The 19,719-nt window shown below is 64.1% G+C and carries 15 protein-coding genes; 8 read left to right on the top strand and 7 right to left on the bottom strand.

The genetic code is table 11. The features are described from left to right. Positions 1–66: 66 nt before the first annotated feature. Positions 67–1,203: a DegT/DnrJ/EryC1/StrS family aminotransferase gene (locus ABMA59_RS20450; RefSeq protein WP_349007228.1), complete on the bottom strand. Its 1,137-nt coding sequence runs from the start codon at positions 1,201–1,203 to the stop codon at positions 67–69. Between the two features lie 180 nt (positions 1,204–1,383). After that, on the bottom strand, positions 1,384–2,727 hold the full coding sequence (locus ABMA59_RS20455; protein ID WP_425475957.1) for a nucleotide sugar dehydrogenase: 1,344 nt from the start codon (positions 2,725–2,727) through the stop codon (positions 1,384–1,386). Positions 2,728–2,965: 238 nt separating this feature from the next. On the opposite strand from ABMA59_RS20455, the gene denD reads away from it, so the two are divergent. The 6 genes from denD (at position 2,966) to larB (ending at position 9,274) form a co-directional block, all read left to right on the top strand. Then, a complete protein-coding gene (gene denD / locus ABMA59_RS20460) occupies positions 2,966–3,946 on the top strand; it encodes a D-erythronate dehydrogenase (protein WP_349007229.1) in 981 nt (326 codons plus the stop codon). A gap of 306 nt (positions 3,947–4,252) precedes the next feature. Further along, positions 4,253–5,095 (top strand): fumarylacetoacetate hydrolase family protein, encoded by an 843-nt coding sequence (locus ABMA59_RS20465; protein ID WP_349007230.1) that lies wholly within the window; start codon positions 4,253–4,255, stop codon positions 5,093–5,095. A gap of 22 nt (positions 5,096–5,117) precedes the next feature. Further along, the gene (locus tag ABMA59_RS20470; protein WP_349007231.1) at positions 5,118–6,419 is read left to right on the top strand and encodes a nickel-dependent lactate racemase family protein; all 1,302 of its coding nucleotides are present in this window, start codon (positions 5,118–5,120) and stop codon (positions 6,417–6,419) included. Further along, positions 6,416–7,831 carry a nickel pincer cofactor biosynthesis protein LarC gene (larC, locus tag ABMA59_RS20475; protein ID WP_349007232.1) on the top strand — a complete coding sequence of 472 codons (1,416 nt, stop codon included), beginning with the start codon at positions 6,416–6,418 and terminating at the stop codon, positions 7,829–7,831. Before ABMA59_RS20470 ends, larC begins: the two co-directional genes overlap by 4 nt. Then, positions 7,824–8,606, top strand: a complete 783-nt coding sequence (gene larE / locus ABMA59_RS20480) for an ATP-dependent sacrificial sulfur transferase LarE (RefSeq protein ID WP_349007233.1) — start codon at positions 7,824–7,826, stop codon at positions 8,604–8,606. The genes larC and larE overlap by 8 nt, the downstream gene beginning before the upstream one ends. Further along, complete coding sequence (larB, locus tag ABMA59_RS20485) at positions 8,603–9,274, top strand: nickel pincer cofactor biosynthesis protein LarB (protein WP_349007234.1); 672 nt, start codon at positions 8,603–8,605, stop codon at positions 9,272–9,274. The genes larE and larB overlap by 4 nt, the downstream gene beginning before the upstream one ends. Before the next feature lie 68 nt (positions 9,275–9,342). Here the strand turns inward: larB and ABMA59_RS20490 are convergent, their stop codons facing one another. Further along, positions 9,343–9,945, bottom strand: coding sequence for a HupE/UreJ family protein (locus ABMA59_RS20490; protein ID WP_349007235.1), 603 nt, complete (start codon positions 9,943–9,945; stop codon positions 9,343–9,345). A 171-nt stretch (positions 9,946–10,116) separates the two neighbouring features. Between ABMA59_RS20490 and ABMA59_RS20495 the strand changes: the two genes are divergently transcribed. Beyond that, entirely contained in the window at positions 10,117–11,715 is a 1,599-nt protein-coding gene (locus ABMA59_RS20495; RefSeq protein WP_349007236.1) for a site-specific DNA-methyltransferase, read from the top strand. Positions 11,716–11,850: 135 nt separating this feature from the next. Further along, complete coding sequence (locus ABMA59_RS20500; RefSeq protein WP_349007237.1) at positions 11,851–14,574, top strand: DEAD/DEAH box helicase; 2,724 nt, start codon at positions 11,851–11,853, stop codon at positions 14,572–14,574. A gap of 16 nt (positions 14,575–14,590) precedes the next feature. Here the strand turns inward: ABMA59_RS20500 and ABMA59_RS20505 are convergent, their stop codons facing one another. From ABMA59_RS20505 to ABMA59_RS20520, 4 genes are read right to left on the bottom strand one after another with little or no spacing between them, the layout of a single operon-like run. Beyond that, positions 14,591–16,261 (bottom strand): ABC transporter ATP-binding protein, encoded by a 1,671-nt coding sequence (locus ABMA59_RS20505; protein WP_349007238.1) that lies wholly within the window; start codon positions 16,259–16,261, stop codon positions 14,591–14,593. Further along, the gene (locus tag ABMA59_RS20510; RefSeq protein ID WP_349007239.1) at positions 16,261–17,079 is read right to left on the bottom strand and encodes an ABC transporter permease; all 819 of its coding nucleotides are present in this window, start codon (positions 17,077–17,079) and stop codon (positions 16,261–16,263) included. Before ABMA59_RS20510 ends, ABMA59_RS20505 begins: the two co-directional genes overlap by 1 nt. Before the next feature lie 7 nt (positions 17,080–17,086). Next, entirely contained in the window at positions 17,087–18,046 is a 960-nt protein-coding gene (locus tag ABMA59_RS20515; protein ID WP_349007240.1) for an ABC transporter permease, read from the bottom strand. Between the two features lie 16 nt (positions 18,047–18,062). Continuing rightward, a complete protein-coding gene (locus tag ABMA59_RS20520; RefSeq protein WP_349007241.1) occupies positions 18,063–19,646 on the bottom strand; it encodes an ABC transporter substrate-binding protein in 1,584 nt (527 codons plus the stop codon). Positions 19,647–19,719 lie beyond the last annotated feature (73 nt).

The following is a 19,719-nucleotide window of genomic DNA, read 5'->3' on the forward strand; positions in this document are numbered from 1 at the left end:
CGTCCCGACAGTCACCACTTCCATAACTATTATTGGTGCATCGGCTGCGGCATTCAAGAGGCGCTGTTACGCCGCCAGCGCCTCGCGCAAATTCTCGATGATGTAGGCTTGGTCCTCGGCTTCGAGGTAGGCGTGCATGGGCAGGCTGAACACGTCCTGCGCGACGCGGTCGCTGACCGGCAGTCCGTTGCCGGCCACCGGGAAATGTTTGTAGGCCGTCTGCCGGTGCAGCGGCTTCGGATAATAGACCGCCGTCGGTATGCCCTTGTCCTTCAGCCGCCCGAGCACCGTGTCGCGGTCCCTGCCCGGCGCGCGAACCGTATACTGCGCCCAGGTCGACACGCAGCCCTCCAGCACCTTCGGCACGATGGCGACGTCCGAAAGCCCGTCATTGTACGTGCCTGCAATCCGGTTGCGCGCCTCGATCTCATCCGCAAAGATCGCCAGCTTCTCGATCAGGATCGCCGCCTGCAGCGTGTCGAGACGGCCGTTCATGCCGATGCGGACGTTGTCGTATTTATCGGTGCCCTGGCCATGCACCAGCAGCGAGCGGATCACGGCGTTGGTCTCGTCGTCGTCGACGAAGATGGCGCCGCCGTCGCCATAGGCACCGAGCGGTTTTGCCGGGAAGAAGCTGGTCGCGGTCATTTCACCGATGGTACCGACCTTGCGCCCGCGATAGGTGCCGCCAAAACCCTGCGCGGCGTCGCAGAGCAGCCACATGCCGGCTTCCGCCACGATCGGCTCGATGGCTTCATAGTCTGCCGGCTGGCCGAACAGGTCGACGGCGATGACGCCCGCCAGCGGCAGCCCGTCGCGTCTCGCCTGCTTGATGGCAAGTTTCAGGCTGGCCGGATCGAGGTTGAACGTGTCTTCAAGAATATCGATGAAATAGGGCACCGCGCCAAGCATGGCGACGACTTCCGCCGTCGCTGCGAAGGTAAAGCTTGGGCAGAATACCGCCTGGCCGGCGTTCAATCCCTTGGCCATGAGGCAAAGCGTCAGCGCGTCGGTACCGTTGGAACAGCCGATCGAATGTTTCACGCCGCAGAAGGCGCTGAGCGCCTTTTCGAACTCCGCCACTTCCGGGCCGAGAATGTAGGCGCCATGGGAGAGCACCCGCTGGATCGCCGCGTCGACCTTGTCCTTGATCCGCGCCTGCTGCGCGGGAAGATCGATGAAGCGGATCGGTTTTCTGGTCATGCGAAGCCCGGTGTCAAGATAATCGGCCGTCACGCCTTTGCCGGGCGCGCGGCGCATCCCGTATCGTTATTTCTCCGGCGAAGTCAAAACACACGCATTTTCAGGCCGATACGGAGCGTGTAGAAAAATCCGGCGCTGGCGAGCTCGCGATAGGGCGCCGAAAAGACGCACATGGGTTGCCTAGGCCTTCACGACCTTGGCCGACCGGATGCCCTTGCGTGCGCAGACATTGCGCGCGTCGACGACGAGCCGGCTGCTCCCGACCAGCGTTGCGTAATCGATCGCATCGTGGTCGGTGGCGATCAGCGCCAGATCGTAGCGTGCGAATGTCTCGGCATCGCCGACGACCGAGTTGCGGCCGGCAACTTCCGGATGCTCGCGGGTCATGGTGACCACCGGCACATGCGGGTCGAGATAGTCGACCTCCGCGCCGCGTTCCTCCAGCAGCCGGATCAGCGTCAGCCCGGGGCTTTCGCGGATGTCGCCGACATTCTTCTTGTAGGCGAGGCCGACCAGCAGCACCTTCGCGCCGTTCAGCCCCTTGGCGAAGCGGGCATTGAGCTCCTCGATGCAGACCGAAACGACATGACCCGGCATCGCCGTGTTGATCTCTCCCGCGAGTTCGACAAGCCGGGTCGGCATGTCGAACTCGCGCGCCTTCCAGGTCAAATAGAACGGATCGATCGGGATGCAGTGGCCGCCGAGACCCGGCCCGGGATAGAACGGCATGAAGCCGAAAGGCTTTGTCTTGGCAGCTTCGATCACCTCCCAGACGTCGATGCCCATCGCGCCGTAGATCAGCTTAAGTTCGTTGACCAACGCGATGTTGACGGCGCGAAAAATGTTTTCCGTTATCTTCACCGCCTCGGCGGTAGCCGTCGAGGAAACCGGCACGGTCTTGACGACGATCTGGTCGTAGAGCGCGACCGCTAGCTCCAGAGACGTGTTGTCGACGCCGCCCACCACCTTGGGGATCGACTGCGTGCCGTAGTCGGGATTGCCTGGATCCTCGCGTTCCGGGCTGAAGGCGACGAAGAAATTCGTTCCGCAGGTCAGGCCGCTCTTCTCGAGTTCGGGCACCAGGAGTTCGGTGGTCGTTCCTGGGTAGGTGGTCGATTCCAGCACGACGAGTTGGTTTGGCCTTAGGTTCGGCGCGATCGAGCGGACAGTGCCGGCGACGTAGGAGAGGTCCGGCTCGCGGTGCTTGGTGAGCGGCGTCGGCACGCAGATGATAATGGCATCGGCCTTGCTCAGCGCCGAAAAATCGCTCGTGCACATGAAGCGCCCATCAGCGATCCTGTCGACGAAAAAGCCCGCGTCGAACTGCTTGATGTATGCGATCCCCGCGTGAAGCATCCTGATCTTTTCGGGATCGATGTCGATGCCGAGCCCTGTGAAGCCGGCCTCGACGATAGCCTTGACCAAGGGCAGGCCGACATAGCCTAGCCCGATGACGGCGACTGTTGCCTGCCGGCTCTTGAACGCAGAGAGAAGGTCGGCGGCGTTTGCCGGATGCACTGTCAATCGAAGCCCCTGACGACCGATGGGTAGGCGCCTTCAATGATCGACTTGTCGGGCCAAGGCAAGTCCGCGAGCGGTGGCGAACCGCGGGCTGGCGCAGGCGACGAGCCGGTCCAGCCGTGAATTTTGACCGAAGAAACGTTGAGCCAGCCCGCTGCAGAACTGTGTTCCCCCATGCATTCAAGAACATTCCGGGCTATGTGTCGCGGCGGACGCAAATCGCAGCGGGAGAGAGAACCAAATGCATGTCATGATCATTGGCGGCGCCGGCATGGTCGGCCGCAAGTTCGCTGAGCGTCTTGCCCGGACCGGCGTCATCGGCAAATCGGCGATCGACCGGATGACGCTGGTCGACGTGGTCGAACCCACCGCGCCGAAGACCGCCGCCGAAGTCAGGACGATCGTGACGGATCTCTCGACGCCGGGCGAGAGCGAGAAGCTGGTCGCCATGCGGCCGGACCTGATCTTCCATCTCGCGGCCATCGTTTCCGGCGAGGCGGAGGCCGATTTCGACAAGGGATACCGGATCAACCTCGACGGCACGCGCTTTCTGTTCGAGGCGATCCGGCAGGAAGGCCTGCGCCAGCCCTACAAGCCGCGCGTCGTGTTCTCGTCCTCCATCGCGGTGTTCGGCGCACCCTTCCCGCAAGCCATTGGCGATGAATACTTCTCGACGCCGGCAACGAGCTACGGCACGCAAAAGGCGATCGGTGAACTTCTGCTTTCCGACTACAGCCGGCGCGGCTTCTTCGACGGCATCGGCATCCGCCTGCCAACCATCTGCATCCGGCCTGGCAAGCCGAACAAGGCCGCTTCCGGCTTCTTTTCCAATATCTTGCGCGAACCCCTGTCCGGCCAGGAGGCCGTTCTGCCGGTCTCGGAAAGTGTGCGCCACTGGTTCGCCAGCCCACGGGCGGCCGTGAATTTTCTGGAACATGCGGCGACGATCGATCTCGCGCCGCTCGCCCAAAGGCGGAACCTGTCGATGCCTGGACTTTCGGCGACGGTCGGCGAGGAGATCGAGGCGCTGCGCCGATTCGGCGGTGACAAGGCGGTTAAGCTCATCCGCCGAGAACCCGATGAAACCATTATCAAAATCGTCTCCGGCTGGGCCGAGAGGCTGGAAACGAGACGGGCCGAAGCGCTCGGATTCCGCGCCGAAACCTCCTTCGACGAGATTGTCCGCGCCCATGTCGAGGACGAACTCGGCGGTCAGGTTTGACACCCGCGGAACCGGATTGATGCGCCAAGCGGCCGAGCAGGGCAGGACCGTTCGCGCTTGATCGTCCCGCCGCGCCGCTTCTGGAAATTTACCGGACGGGCTGCGACCGGTCTGGCCGCTGATACCGATATCATGATAGGCGACATGGCGGCGTGGCCGACTTCAGGTTGGCATCGCGGCTGAGGGCAAATTGCTGAACTTGCCGTCTATCCTGACAGCGGCCTTTCGGCTTATACGACCGCACGTGTCCGCTTTATCCATGGCGGAGCTTTAGACCGATACGATTTCCCGAGGAGAGAGCCTGAGATGAAGTTGTTGCGTTACGGCCCGGCGGGCCAGGAGAAGCCTGGAATTCTAGACAAGGACGGCCGCATCCGCGACCTGTCGGGCAAGGTGTCCGACATCGCAGGCTCGACGCTGCTTCCGGAAGGCCTCGACGCCATCCGCGCCATCGACGTCTCCAGCCTGCCGCTGGTCGAGGGCAATCCGCGTCTCGGCGCCTGCGTCGCCGGCACGGGAAAATTCATCTGCATCGGCCTGAACTATTCCGACCACGCCGCCGAGACCGGCGCGACCGTTCCGCCGGAGCCGATCATCTTCATGAAGGCCACCTCGGCCATCGTCGGCCCGAACGATCCGGTCGAGATTCCGCGCGGCTCGCTGAAGACCGACTGGGAAGTCGAACTCGGCTTCGTCATCGGCAAGAAGGCGAAATACGTTTCCGAGGCCGAGGCGATGGACCATGTCGCCGGCTACTGCGTCATCAACGACGTTTCCGAGCGCGCCTTCCAGGCCGAACGCCAGGGCCAGTGGACCAAGGGCAAGTCCTGCGACACGTTCGGCCCGACCGGCCCGTGGCTGGTGACCGCCGACGAAGTCGCCGACCCGCAGAATTTGAAGATGCATCTCGAGGTCAACGGCAGGAAATTCCAGGACGGCTCGACCAAGACCATGGTCTACGGCGTGCGCTACCTCGTCTCCTACCTGTCGCAGTTCATGAGCCTGCAGCCCGGCGACATCATCTCCACCGGCACCCCACCCGGCGTCGGCCTCGGCCAGAAGCCGAACATCTTCCTCAAGGCCGGCGACGTCGTTACGCTGGGCATCGAGGGCCTGGGCGAACAGCGCCAGGAGTTCTACCAGGGCTAACCAAAGCCCAAGGAGGTACAGCTTGCACGACAGCGGCTCGATCGAACTCGCCTTCGGGCGCGGAACCCTGGCGCTGTCGCTGCCGGCCGGCGCGGAACCGACCGTTCTGCGCAAGGCCGCCTTGCCGAAACTCGCCGACAATGGCGCCGCCATCCGCGGTGCTTTCGACAATCCGGTCGGTTCGCCGCCGCTTTCCGAACTCGTCAAGGGCCGCAAGAGCGCCTGCATCCTGATCTGCGACATCACCCGGCCGGTACCCAACCGGCTGTTCCTGCGGCCGATGATCGAGACGATGATTGCCGGCGGCATTCCCGCCGAGCGCATCGACGTGCTGGTTGCCACCGGTCTGCACCGCCCCAACGAGGGCGCGGAACTGGCGGAACTGGTCGGCGATCCCTGGGTGCTGGAGACCGTGCGGGTCACCAACCATTTCGCCCGCGACGAGCATGACCATGTCGACCTCGGCAAGACGGCGACGCGCGGTACGCCGGTTCGCATCAACCGGCTGTTCGTCGACGCGGATCTGCGCATCGCCACCGGGCTGGTCGAGCCGCATTTCATGGCCGGCTGGTCCGGCGGCCGAAAGGTCGTGGCGCCCGGCGTCGCCGGCCAAGAGACGATCCGCACGTTTCATTCGGCCCGCTTCATGGAAGACCCGCTTGCCGTGCAGTGCAACCTGGTCGGCAACCCGCTGCACGAGGAGCAGCTTCAGATCGTCCGCATGGTCGGCGAGATCTATGCGCTGAACACCGTGTTGGACGAGGAACGCGACCTCGTCTGCGTCACCTTCGGCGAGATCATCGCCAGCCACCTCGCGGCCGTCGATTTCGTCTCGGACGCAACCTGCGTAAAAGTGCCGCGCCGCTTCAAGACCGTGGTCACCTCCTCGGCCGGCTATCCGCTGGACAAGACTTATTACCAGACGATCAAGGGGATGGTGACGCCGATCGACATCCTTGAGCCTGGCGGCACGCTGATCATCGCCTCTGAGTGCTCCGAAGGTTTTGGCAGCCACGAATTCCGGCGGGCGCAGGAACGGTTGGTCGAGCTCGGCCCCGAGCGTTTCCTGGCAACGCTGTCGGCCAAGACCCTGGCCGACATCGACGAGTGGCAGACGGAAATGCAGTTGAAGACGATGCGCGTCGGCAAGATCCAGCTCTACACCACCGGCCTCGACAAAGAGGAACGTCGCATCACCGGCGTCGAACTGGTGCCGTCGCTCGACGCGGCCATCGCCGAGAGTGTCGCCCGCCATGGCGACGGCGCGGTGGCGGTCATTCCGGAAGGCCCCTACGTCATCCCGGTGCACGGACAGGCGGCGTGAAAACCATCCACCTCGATGCCGTCGGCGGGATCGCCGGCGACATGTTCGTGGCGGCAATGCTCGATGCCTTTCCGGAGTTGAAAGAGCGCGTTCTGGCCGACGGGGCGGCGGTGCTGCCGCCTGAGGCGGGAAATATCCGGCTTGCTGAAGGCGAGAGCGGCGGTATCGCAGTGCTGCGGTTTGGCCTGACTGCGGAGAGTCCGACTGCTCAAGCGCATGAGACAATCGCGCACGGAGTTACCCCCACCCCTAACCCCTCCCCACAAGGGGGAGGGGAATCCGGCGATGCTTCCGCTGACAGCCAATCGTCCACGGCTTTGCTCGACATCGCGGCCGCAGGGTCCCCCTCCCCCTTGTGGGAAGGGGCTAGGGGTGGGGGTGCCGCGCATGCCCACAAACATGCCCACCATGATCATGCGCACACCGACCACGATCATTCGCACGACCATCACCCGCATGCGCACGACCACCACGTGGGAGACGGCGGTTTTCGCGACATGGTGGCGCGCATCGAGGCGGCACCGCTGCACCCAGGTACCGCCACGCATGCAATCGCCATCCTGACCATCATCGCCGAGGCCGAAGCGGCCATCCACAAGGTGCCGCTCGCGAACGTGCATTTCCACGAGCTCGCCGATTGGGATTCTCTGCTCGATGTGACCTGCGCCGGCAGCATCGCCGCGGCCCTCGAAGGCTCGACCTGGAGCGTTTCCGACCTGCCTCGCGGCGGCGGGCTGGTGCGGACGGCACACGGCCTGCTTCCGGTGCCGGCTCCGGCGACCGCGGCGATTCTGAAAGGTTTCGACTGGCGCGACGACGGCATCGCCGGCGAGCGTGTCACGCCGACCGGCGCGGCGATCCTCAAACATCTGGTTGATCCCGGGAAACCGCAGGCCGCCGGCCGGCTGGCTGCTTTAGGCACAGGAGCGGGCACGAAAAAACTGCCGGGCATGCCGAACGTTTTGCGCGCGCTCGTCTTCGAGCACGCGGAACGCCTCTGTTCCGACAGAGTCGCGGTGATCGAATTCGAAGTCGACGACATGACCGGCGAGGAGATCGGCGTCGCCACCGACCGCCTGCGCGGTATCGCCGGCGTGCTCGACGTATCGATCAGCCAGCGTTACGGCAAGAAAGGCCGGCCGATGAGCGCGTTTCATCTGCTGGCACGGCCGGACGTTTCGGACTCAGTGGCCGAGCGCTGTTTCGCCGAGACCTCGACCATTGGCTTGCGCCTGCGTGAAGAGCCGCGCCTCGTGTTGCCGCGCGAGAGCATGATGGTCGCCGGCGTGTCGATCAAAACCGTCGCACGCCCCGGCGGCCGAACAGCCAAGGCCGAAAGCGATGCTTTGATGGGCGACAGCCTTGCTGAGCGGCGCGCGCAGAAGCGTCAGGCGGAGGCCGGCGATGGTTGAGGCTCCCGACCGCTTGGCGGAAAGGCTGGGCCGCTTCGATGCGCTCGCCGTCGCGGTCAGCGGCGGCGTCGATTCCATGACGCTGGCGACTTTCGCCCACCGGCTTGGCCGGCCTTCGGTCATGGTCATTCACGCCGTCTCCCCGGCGGTGCCGCAAGAGGCGACCGAGCGCGTGCGCGCGCTTGCGACTGCCGAAGGCTGGCAGTCCGTCGTCACCGGGGCCGGCGAATTCGACGACCCGCGCTATCGCGACAATCCGGCCAACCGCTGCTATTTCTGCAAGACCAATCTTTATGACCGCATCCGCGACCTCACCCCGCATGTCATCGCCTCCGGCGCCAACCTCGACGATCTCGGCGACTACCGGCCTGGCTTGCTGGCGGCGGCGGAGCGGGACGTCGTGCATCCGTTCGTCGAAGCGGAAATGACCAAGGCGGACGTGCGCTCGCTGGCGCGGCGGCTCGGTCTGGCCGACATCGCCGAGCTTGCCGCGCAACCCTGCCTCGCCAGCCGCGTCGAGACCGGCATCGCCATCGATGCCGCCGACTTGGCGTTCGTCGAAAGCACCGAACGCAGGCTCGCGGCGTCGGCTGACAGAGGTGCGACGCTGCGTTGCCGCATTACCCATGACGGTGTGGCGCTCGAACTCGGGGACGACGCGCTACCGAGGCGGGCGGAACTGGAGAAAATCGTCACGGCGCTGTGCGCGGAAAGCGGACGACGTTTTGCCGGCACGCGCGCTTACAGCCGCGGTTCGATGTTCGTCCGGCCATGAGCGACGATTTCGAGATGGACTGGCAGCGCGACGCGCGGACCGGCGTGCCGGAAGCGGTTCTATGCGGCCACAAGAGCATGGCGCAGATCGAAGCGATCGTTGCCATGGCGCATGCCGGCGGAAAGCGCCTGCTGCTCACACGTCTCGACGAGGCGGGCTTCGCTGCCCTCGGCGGGGAGACCGGCAAACTGCTCGACTACGATCCTCTGTCGCGCACGGCGGTCCTGGGCGGAGGCGTGCCGCTGGCCGCCACCGGCGTCGGCATCGTCGCCGCCGGCACCTCCGACCTGCCTGTGGCGCGCGAGGCCGCACGCGCGCTTGCCTTTTGCGGTCACGAGTCGCCGATCATCGCCGATGTCGGCGTGGCCGGCCTGTGGCGGCTAACCTCGCGGCTGGAGGAAATCCGCCGCTTCCGCGTCGTCATCGCGGTAGCGGGCATGGAGGGGGCATTGTTCAGCGTGCTGGCTGGACTGGCCGCGGCCCCGGTCATCGCCGTGCCGGCCTCGGTCGGCTACGGCGTCGCCGCCGGCGGCCGCGTCGCGCTGGATGCGGCACTCGCCAGTTGCTCGCCGGGCATCGTCACCGTCAACATCGACAATGGGTTCGGCGCAGCAGCAGCAGCGATCAAGATGCTGGGAATGCGCGAAAGAGCACCAGCTTCGCTGTAAGCCGCTACAGGCCGGGCGCCTTGCCCAGCCTGGTGTTCCCTGCTTCCGGCCGAAAAGCGGTAAGTTGATTACAACACTCCGGCCAGCAGGCCGACGCCGGTTACCGCCGCAAGGCCGCCGGCCGAGCGGACGACGACTTGGCCATAACGTTCGCTGCCTTTCCCGATCAGCAGCCCGATACCGATGCCAATGACATGCAGCAGCACCGTGGCGATCATGAAGCCGGCGGCATAAGCAACACCAGCGGCGTCCTCCGGCATTTCCGCGCCATGCGCGTGGCCATGGAACATCGCGAACAGGCCGACGAGCCCCATAGCCGCCGCGACCGGAGCTTTGACACCGAGCGCCACGACGGCGCCGAGCACGACCACCGAAAGCGCAATGCCGGTCTCGACATAGGGCACCTCGACGCCGGTCCCGCCGAGCAGGCCGCCTAGCGCCATGACGGCAACGAAGCTCGCCGGCACCAGCCATAGCGCCCGCCTTCCGAGTTGCCAGGCGAACAGGCCGACCATGGTCATCGCCAGAATATGGTCCGGGCCGGAAAGCGGATGGCTGAAGCCGTGCAGGAAGCCGCTCGTGTCACCGACGCCGGTATGCGCCAACGCAGCCGACGGGAGGAAAATGAGCGTCGCGGCGAGGCCGCGCATTACCGTGATGCCGAGTTTCATGCAGCAGTCCCCATTTCAAATCCCCCCGGATCATTGGTGGCATTTTCAGGCACGGGAGGAAACAGAAAATCGGCGGATGCCGCATCGTGGAACGGGAGCATCGAAGACAAAATGCACGCATTGCGCGAATGGCTCTTTACAGGATAAAATTCTTAGTTGCATAATCCTAGGATGCAAGCAGCGAGAGCAATCCAGAACGATCCGAGGCCGCAGTCACGCCGTCTGGAGCTTGTATGGGTCGGCAAGGAGAAGCGGCGGCGGCCGGAACCGCGAATCCTGATCGAAAACCCTGCGCTTGCCATCGACTCCTATGTCACGGAAAACCGTCTCATCCACGGCGACAATTTGCTGGCGCTAAAGGCGCTGGAAGCGGAGTTCACCGGCAAGGTGAAATGCGTCTTCATCGACCCGCCCTACAATACCGGCAGCGCCTTCGCGCATTACGATGACGGGCTGGAGCACTCCATCTGGCTTGGCCTGATGCGCGACCGGCTGGAGATCATCCGCCGGCTGCTGTCCGAGGACGGCTCGCTGTGGATCTCCATCGACGACAACGAGGCGCATTATCTCAAGGTGCTCTGTGACGAGATTTTCGGACGGCGCAACTTCGTGGCGAATGTCGTCTGGCAGAAACGCACCTCGCCCGATGCACGTTTGCGGCTCGGCGGCGCGCACGACCATATCCTGGTCTTTGCCAGGAATGCGGATCGTCTTGCCCTGAACACACTCCCCTTGTCGGGGATACAGGCGAAATCCTACCGCAATCCGGATAGCGACGCGCGCGGCCCCTGGACGTCGACGGACTTTACCGCCCAGGGCTGGCGTCCGAACCAGATGTACCGGATCGTCTCGCCCGCGGGCGTGGCATTCGATCCCCCGCCGGGCCGCTGCTGGGCAAATGTCGAAAGCGCGTTCCGCCTGCTGCTCGCTGAGGAACGCATCTGGTTCGGGACCGACGGGACGGCTCGCCCGCGCATCAAGAATTTCCTGTCGGAACGCGGGGGCGTTTCGGCCTGGAGCTGGTGGGACAATGGCGAGGCCGGCCACAATCAAGAGGCCAAGAAGGAGAGCATAGCACTCTTCGGCGCCGACAACGCCTTCGCCACGCCGAAACCCGAACGGCTGATCAAGCGCGTGCTCGACATCGCGACCAGGCCGGGCGACCTGGTGCTGGACAGTTTCGCGGGCTCCGGTACCACCGGGGCGGTCGCGCACAAAATGGGCCGTCGCTGGATCATGGTCGAGATCGGCGGCCATGCCCATACCCACATCATCCCGCGCCTGAAAAAGGTAATCGACGGCGCTGACGGCGGCGGGGTCACCGAGGCGGCCGGTTGGCGCGGTGGCGGCGGCTATCGTTATTTCGAGCTCGCGCCTTCACTGATCGAGACCGACGCGCATGGGCGCGGCGTGATCAGCAAGGCGTATGACCATGACTGGCTGGTGGCCGCGATCTGCAATCTCCAAGGCTTCGCCCATGGGCCCAGCGAAACCGTTTTCTGGCAGCATGGCCATTCGACCGAGCGCGATTTCATCTACGTCGCACCGCATTTCATGACCGGTGAGGAACTAGCGCGGCTGAGCGAGGAGGTCGGGGCGGGCCGCAGCCTGCTGGTGATGTGCCGGGCTTTTCGCGGCAACCTGGCGGCGTTTCCGAACCTGACGGTGCGCAAGATCCCGAACCATTTTCTCGACCACTTCGACTGGGGACAAGAAGACTACCGGCTGAATGTCACGGACGGATCGGGCGATGGCATCGGGGCATCGTGACCATGGCGGGCGCGGGCTGAGCGGGCCTGCGGCGAACCATCCGGAAGGAGGCGCCGGAGAGCGGGGTGGGGGGCGAACAGGACGGCGCGGAGGGCGGGCCGCGGCCGGCCTGTTCGAAGATCGAGAGGGGGTTGGATGGTTGATGGGGGCAGCCGTCATGTCAACGCGGTAGCCAGCCGGTTGAGCTTGCGGGCGCCGCAACGGCGCTCGCTTGAAATTCTCGACCGGATCGCCCGACTGATCCCGCTGGACAAATCCGTCGACGGGCAGGCCGCGTTGACGGCGATCCGCGCCGATTTTCCATCGGTCACCGATTTCGAGCGCGACTTCCCCTCGATCTGCTTCGCGCTGGCGACCGGCGTCGGCAAGACGCGGCTGATGGGCGCCTTCATCGCCTATCTGCATCTGGCGCATGGGCTGAACAACTTTTTCGTGCTGGCGCCCAACCTGACCATCTATGACAAGCTGATCACCGACTTCACCCCCAATACGCCGAAATACGTATTGAGAGGGATTTCCGAATTCGCGATCGCGCCGCCGGTCATCGCGACCGGTGAAAACTACAAGCGGCACATTTTGGGCGGCGGCAGCCTGTTCGAGACGACGATCAACATCTTCAACATCTCAAAGATCAACGCGGAAGTGCGCGGCGGTCGCAGCCCGCGCATCCGCTCGTTTCGCGAGGAGATCGGCGAGAGCTATTTCGACTGGTTGGCGGGGTTGAGCGATCTCGTGCTGATCATGGATGAATCGCATCGCTATCGGGCGTCGGCGGGCATCCGGGCCATCAACGGATTGAGGCCGGTACTCGGCCTGGAAGTCACCGCGACGCCCTTCATCGAAACGGCGCGCGGACCCGTCCGGTTCAAAAATGTCGTCTACGACTATCCGCTGGCAAGCGCCTTGCGGGACGGCTTCGTCAAGGAACCGGCCGTCGTCACCCGCGAGAATTTCACTGCACTCGGCCTGTCGCCGGATGCCGTCCAGAGAATCAAGCTGGAAGACGGCGTGCGCCTGCATGAGAGCGTCAAGGCCGAACTGGAGACCTATGCGCGGCAGGCCGGCGCGAACATCGTAAAGCCGTTCATGCTGATCGTCGCCCGCGACACCACGCACGCGGCGGAACTGATGGCGTTCGTTCGATCGGACCTTTTCTTCGGCGGCCGCTACGCGGGAAAGGTCATACAGGTCGATTCCAGCGTGAAGGAGGAAGAGACGGTCCAGCGCCTGCTCAGGGTCGAGCAGGCCGAGGAACCGACCGAGATCGTTATCCACGTCAACATGCTGAAGGAAGGCTGGGACGTCACCAACCTCTACACGATCGTACCGCTGCGCGCCGCCAATGCACGCACGCTGATCGATCAATTGATCGGCCGCGGGCTGCGGCTGCCCTACGGCCGGCGTACCGGTGTCGCCGCCGTCGACCGGCTCAACATCGTCGCGCATGACCGTTTTCAGGAAATCGTCGAGGAAGCGCGCGATCCGCGCTCGCCGATCCATCTCAGCACGGTGTTCCTGCCGGAGGCGGGCGGTGGGCCAAGGACGATCACCGAAATTTCCCGCCCACGTCTCTCCTCGATGCTCGGTCTGCAATCGGACGACGGGCCGGCCACGCCGCACTATGAGACCGACGACACTCAAACGCCGTTCACTCACCAGGAACAGACCCTGGCGCAATTCGCCTATGAGGCGATACGCGAGTTGGAAAGCCAGCCTTCCCTCGCGCCAGGGGTTGCGCATCTCAAGCGGCCCGAAATCCAGGCGGCGCTGATCGACGCTGTAAAGAGCCGATGCAAGCCAGCGCAATTGCAACTGTATGGCATCTCCGAACAACCCGACCTGACGGCGATCGTGGCGCGCACCGTCGACCTCGTGGTGGGGCAGACTATCGACATTCCGTGCATTATGGTCGTACCGCGGGGCGGGGTAAGATCCGGCTTCCGTCCGTTCGTTCTCGATCTAGCGGACCTGCGCCACGACGCGCCGAACGACAATCTGTGGGCAGCACATCTGCGCACCGGACAGGTCGAGCGCATCGGTGTCGGCACCGGCAATGGCGGCGCGCACCGGCTTGAGGACTATGTCGTCGGCGCGCTGATCGACTTCGATGACGTGGCCTATGAAGACAATGCCGAGTTGCTCTACGACCTCGCCGGGCAGGTCGTCCGACATTTTCGCCTGGAGCATTCCGAGGCGGATACCCGGAAAATACTGTGCCTGCATCAAGCGGGGATAGCTCGTCTGGTTCATGCGCAGATGCAACAAAACTTCTGGCAGGACCGCGGAACGGGATATACCGTAGTCGTCAAACGCGGCTTCTCCGAGTTGTTGCCCAGCGCCTATAGCCGCGACGAGGGTGAGGCCGGGCGGGATTTCCGCACCCCGCCCGCCGATAAGAGCAACATGGCGCGCTACGTTTTCGGCGGCTTCTCGCGCTGCCTGTTCAGGCGGCAGAAATTCCACTCCGACGCCGAACGCAAGCTGGCGGTGATCCTCGATCGCGAAGCGCAGAAATGGTTCAGGCCGGCGCGCGGCCAGTTCCAGCTCTTCTATCGCAGCGGCGCCGACGACCTCGAATACCAGCCTGACTTCGTCGCCGAGACCGACACGCATCTCCTGATGCTGGAACCAAAGGCCTCGGACCGGATGACCGATCCGTATGTGCTTGCCAAACGCGACGTCGCCGTCGAATGGTGCCGCAACGCGACCGACTACGCGTTAAGCTATGGCGGCAAGCCATGGGCCTACCTGCTAATCCCCCACGACGCCATTGCGGAGAACATGACGATCGAGGGGCTGGTGCGGCGGTTCTCGGTCAAGGGCAGACCTCTACCCTTCACGGCACTACCGAGAGGCTGAGCCCACGAGAGCGTGGCTAGTTTCCCGCGCTCGCCATGCGGCGGCCTTTGATGGCTTGTTCCAGCCAGCCGATCTCCATCTCCGGAACCGAGGACAACAGCAGGTCGGTATAGGCATCGAAAGGCGGTGTCAGCACCTGGCTCTTCGGGCCGTAGCGCACGACCTCGCCGCGATACATCACCGCGATCGAATCGGCGATGGACTTCACCGTCGCAAGGTCGTGGGTGATGAAGAGGTAGGCGACCTCCTCTTTCTTCTGCAGTTCCAGCAGCAGCTTGAGGATGCCGTTGGCCACCAGCGGGTCGAGCGCCGAAGTGACCTCGTCGCAGATGATCAGCTTCGGCTTCGCCGCCAGCGACCGGGCGATGCAGACGCGCTGCTTCTGGCCGCCGGACAGTTCTGCGGGATAGCGGTCGACAAAACCCTTTCCCATCTCGATCTTGTCGAGCAGTTCTGCGACGCGGGCGTCGCGTTCCTTCCCGCGCAGGCCGAAATAGAACTCCAGCGGCCGGCCGATGATGGTGCCGACCGTCTGGCGCGGGTTCATTGCCACATCAGCCATCTGGTAGATCATCTGCAATTGCCGCAGGTCTTCTTTCGGCCGGTCGGCCAGCCGGTTGGCGAGTGCGCGCCCCGCGAAGGTGACCGATCCCTGTTCCGGTGGGAGCAGTCCGGTGATGGCACGCGCCAGCGTCGACTTTCCCGAGCCGGATTCGCCGACGACGGCCAGCGTCTGGCCGGGAAAGATGTCGACCGAAACGTCCTTGAGAACCTTGACCTTGCCGCCGCCATAGGAGGCGGTGACGTTCTTCACCGACAGGAAAGGCGTCGCGCCCGGCCTCTGTTCCTCATGCGCGATCTCGTGCACGGAGACCAGCGCGTTGGTGTATTCCTGCCGCGGCTCCTTGATGATCTGCCGCGTACCGCCCCACTCGACCAGCCGACCGTGGCGCAACACCATGATCTCGTCTGATACCTGCGCCACGACAGCGAGATCGTGGGTGATGTAGAGCGCCGCCACGCCGGTGTCGTGGATGGCGTCCTTGATCGCGGCCAGTACGTCGATCTGCGTGGTAACGTCCAGCGCGGTCGTCGGCTCGTCGAAGACGATCAGGTCCGGCTCCGAGCACAGCGCCATCGCCGTCATGACGCGCTGCAACTGTCCGCCCGACACCTGGTGCGGATAGCGCTCGCCGATAGTCTCGGGATTGGGCAGGCTGAGCTTCTTGAACAGTGCCACCGCGCGCTTCTCGGCCTCGGTCCGGGTCGCGACGCCGTGCAGCAGCGAGGCTTCCACCACCTGGTCCATCAACCGGTGCGCCGGGTTGAACGAGGCCGCCGCCGACTGCGCGACGTAGCAGACCTCCTTGCCGCGCAGCTTACGCAGGCCGCCTACCCCGCCCTTCAATATGTCGCGGCCGTTGATCACCACCTCGCCGCCGGTAATCTTCACGCCGCCGCGCCCATAGCCCATCGAGGACAGGCCGATGGTCGACTTGCCGGCGCCGGATTCGCCGATCAGCCCGAGCACTTTTCCGCGCTGCAGGGTGAGCGAGACGTCATGGACGAGGGTGATCGCCTTCGGCGGCTCGCCGGGCGGAAACACCTTCGCCTCGATCCGCAGATTGCGGATGTCGAGCAGCGTGTCCGATTGCGATGCCGTGACACTTCTTGCAGCGAAGGCCATCAGCTTCGCCCTCCCTTGAGACTCGATGTGCGGTTTAGCACCCAGTCGGCAACCAGATTGACCGAGATGGCCAGGATGGCGATCGCGGCTGCGGGAATGAGCGCCGCGCCGATACCGAAGACGATTCCGTCCTTGTTGTCCTTGACCATGCCGCCCCAATCCGACTCCGGCGGCTGCACGCCCAACCCGAGGAACGATAGCGCCGAAAGGAACAGCACCGCGTAGATGAAACGCAGCCCGAGCTCGGAGACCAGCGGCGACAGCGCATTGGGCAAGATTTCCCTGAGCACGATCCACCGTGTTCCTTCACCGCGCAGCCTCGCCGCCTCGACATAGTCCATGATGTTGATGTCGACGGCGACCGCACGCGCCAGGCGATAGACGCGGGTGGCATCCAGTATGCCCATGACGAGGATGAGCACGGCAACCGTGCGCGGCAGCACGGAGAGCACCACCAGCGCGAAGATCAGGGTCGGGATCGCCATCAGCAGATCGACGAAGCGCGAGACGATCGTGTCGAACCAGCCCCCCAGCACCGCCGCCATGAAGCCCAGCACGGAGCCCAGCGTGAACGACAGCGCGGTGGCCAGAATGGCGATGATGATCGTGGTGCGCGCACCGAAGATGACACGAGTCAGCAAGTCGCGGCCGATATTGTCGGTGCCGAGCCAATGTGCTGCCGAGAACGGCTCCCACACCTGCCCGACGATCTCGGTGTTGGAATAAGGGGAAATCCACGGCGCGAAAGCCGCCGCGAATAGGAAAGCTCCGGTGAGCACCAGTCCAAGCAGCGCCGTGAAGGGAATGTTTCTCAACATGGCCGCCTCACTTCGGATGCCGCAGACGGGGATTGGCAAGGATGCCGGCGATGTCGGCAATGATGTTCAGGCTGATATAGACCGCGGCGAAGATCAGGCCGACCGCCTGCACGACCGGAACGTCGCGTTTGGTCACGTGGTCGACCAGATACTGGCCCATGCCGGGATAGACGAAGATGATCTCGATGACGACCACGCCGACCACCAGATAGGCGAGGTTCAGCATGACCACGTTGATCACCGGCGCGATGGCATTGGGGAACGCGTGTTTGCGGATGATCTCAAACGCACCCAGCCCCTTGAGCTCGGCCGTCTCGATATAGGGCGATTGCATGACGTTGAGGATCGCCGCCCGGGTCATGCGCATCATATGCGCCAGCACCACGAGGGTCAGCGAGGCTGCTGGCAGCACCACGGCCTGCAGCCGGTCTGAGAACGGCATCCCGTCATAGACGGTGGAGATGCCGGGAAACCATTGCAGCTTCACCGCGAAGACGAACACCAGCACGTAGCCGATGAAGAACTCCGGGAAGGAGGTGGACGCCAGCGCGATGCCGGAGATCAGCTTGTCGACGAAACCGTTGCGGTAGCGCACGGCCGTCAGGCCAAGGATGATGGCAAGCGGCACCGAGACAACAGCCGCGCACAAGGCGAGAAACAGTGTGTTCTTCAACCTGGGCCAGATCGAGCTGCCGATGTCCTGCCCGGAGGACAGCGCCGTACCCAGGTCGCCGGTCAGCACACCGCCCAGCCAGCGGAAATATCTGATATAGGCCGGGTCGTTGAGACCGAGCGATTGCCGCAAGTTCTCCAGCGCCTGCGGCGTTGCCGACTGGCCAAGGATGGATTGCGCGACATCGCCGGGCAGGATCTGCGTACCGACGAAGATCAGGACCGAAACGGCCAAAAGCAGAAGGATGCCCAGCGCGACGCGCTGGGCAATAAGCTTCACGATGGGTGAGGACATCTCCGCAAGGCCGGACTCAAGCGTTCAGCCAGCACTTGGACAGCGCGTAGCCGCCCATCATCTCCTGGTTTCCATCGGGCATCCAGCCGCCGACATTCGGGCCGGTGGCGTCGATGAAGTCGTTGAACATCGGCGTGATCACGCCGCCTTCCATGTTCACCATCGTGCCCATGTCGGCATAGATTTTCTTGCGCTTCTCGGTGTCCAGTTCGGCGCGCGCTGCAAACAGCATCTTGTCGAAGTCCTCGCGCATGAACCGCGTATCGTTCCAATCGGCCTTCGAATAATAGGCGGTGGAATACATCTGGTCCTGCGTCGGCCGCCCGCCCCAGTAGGAAGCGGAGAACGGCTGCTTGTTCCACACCTCCGACCAGTAGCCGTCGCCTGGCTCGCGCTTGATCTCCAGCGTGATGCCGCATTTGGCGGCGCTCTGCTGGTAGAGCTGCGCGGCGTCCACCGCGCCGGGGAAGGCCACGTCCGAAGTGCGCAGCAGCACCGAGCCGCTGTGGCCCGACTTCTTGTAGTGCTCGGCCGCCTTTTCCGGGTCGAACTTGCGCTGTTCCATCTCGGTGTAGAGCGGATAGGCCTTGTTGATCGGCGTGTCGTTGCCGACCGAGCCGTAGCCGAACAGGATTTTCTGCACCAGTTCCTCGCGGTCGAGCGCGAATTTCAGCGCCAGCCTGAGGTCGTTGTTGTCGAACGGCGCGGTGTTACAATGGGCGATGAAGACGTAATGGCCCTTGCCCGCCACGTTCTGGATGGTGACGCCGGGCACGCGCTTGATCAGTTCGACGATCTTCGGTTCGACGCGGTTGATCATGTTGACCTGGCCGCCCTGCAACGCGGCAGTGCGGGCCGTCGGATCGTTGATGACGATGATCTCGATCTGGTCGGCGAAGCCACGGTCGTCGCGCCAGTAGCCGGCGAACTTCTCGCCGCCGAGCCGCACGCCGGGCTCGTTGGTCGAAACCTTATACGGGCCGGTGCCGATGCCTTCGGTCGGATTGTCCTTGCCGCCATTGGGCTGGATCATCAGGTGATAGTCGTCCATCAGGAACGGCAGATCGGCATTCGCCTCCTTCAGCGTGAACACCACCGTGTCGCCATCGGCCTTGACGCCCGCGATGCCGCCCATGATACCCAGCGCGCCCGACTTGGAGTTGGCGTCCGAGTGCCGCTCCATGGTGGCCACCACATCGGCCGGCGTCATTTCCTTGCCGTTGTGGAACTGCACGCCCTTGCGGATCTTGAAGGTCCACACTTTCGCGTCGTCGGAAGCGCCCCATTCCTCGGCGAGCGCCGGCTGCAGCACGCCGGTGGCGTCGATCTGCACGAGCTGCTCGCCCCACTGGCGGCCGAAGAAATACGGCACCTGGCTCGACCAGGTCGCCGGATCGAGGCTGTCGGTGGCGGCGCCACCCTGCATGCCGGCCTTCAACACGCCGCCCTTGACCGGCGCCTGCGCCTTGGCGGCGGAAGAAAGCAGCGAATTGGCGAAGGTGGCGGTGACGCCGAGCGCCGCGGCGCGCCCTAGGAAGTCGCGGCGGCTAAGCTTGCCGACAATGACTGTGCGGCTCAGGAAGTCCAGTTCGTTCGACATTTTAGGGTTCCTCACTCGGTTGGTTCGACCGTGGTTTTTATATTTTTCGTTGTCAGGATATGACCGCATGCGA

The sequence above is a fragment of the Mesorhizobium yinganensis genome (assembly GCF_040081985.1).
Classification (GTDB): Bacteria; Pseudomonadota; Alphaproteobacteria; order Rhizobiales; family Rhizobiaceae; genus Kumtagia; species Kumtagia yinganensis.

Excerpts from the sequence above, each read along its gene's own strand:
- ABMA59_RS20515 (WP_349007240.1), bottom strand. The coding sequence starts at position 18,046 with ATGTCCTCACCCATCGTGAAGCTTATTGCCCAGCGCGTCGCGCTGGGC.
- ABMA59_RS20490 (WP_349007235.1), bottom strand. The coding sequence starts at position 9,945 with ATGAAACTCGGCATCACGGTAATGCGCGGCCTCGCCGCGACGCTCATT.
- ABMA59_RS20495 (WP_349007236.1), top strand. The coding sequence starts at position 10,117 with ATGCAAGCAGCGAGAGCAATCCAGAACGATCCGAGGCCGCAGTCACGC.
- ABMA59_RS20450 (WP_349007228.1), bottom strand. The coding sequence starts at position 1,203 with ATGACCAGAAAACCGATCCGCTTCATCGATCTTCCCGCGCAGCAGGCG.
- ABMA59_RS20505 (WP_349007238.1), bottom strand. The coding sequence starts at position 16,261 with ATGGCCTTCGCTGCAAGAAGTGTCACGGCATCGCAATCGGACACGCTG.
- ABMA59_RS20500 (WP_349007237.1), top strand. The coding sequence starts at position 11,851 with ATGGTTGATGGGGGCAGCCGTCATGTCAACGCGGTAGCCAGCCGGTTG.
- ABMA59_RS20465 (WP_349007230.1), top strand. The coding sequence starts at position 4,253 with ATGAAGTTGTTGCGTTACGGCCCGGCGGGCCAGGAGAAGCCTGGAATT.
- ABMA59_RS20510 (WP_349007239.1), bottom strand. The coding sequence starts at position 17,079 with ATGTTGAGAAACATTCCCTTCACGGCGCTGCTTGGACTGGTGCTCACC.
- ABMA59_RS20520 (WP_349007241.1), bottom strand. The coding sequence starts at position 19,646 with ATGTCGAACGAACTGGACTTCCTGAGCCGCACAGTCATTGTCGGCAAG.
- larE (WP_349007233.1), top strand. The coding sequence starts at position 7,824 with ATGGTTGAGGCTCCCGACCGCTTGGCGGAAAGGCTGGGCCGCTTCGAT.
- larB (WP_349007234.1), top strand. The coding sequence starts at position 8,603 with ATGAGCGACGATTTCGAGATGGACTGGCAGCGCGACGCGCGGACCGGC.
- denD (WP_349007229.1), top strand. The coding sequence starts at position 2,966 with ATGCATGTCATGATCATTGGCGGCGCCGGCATGGTCGGCCGCAAGTTC.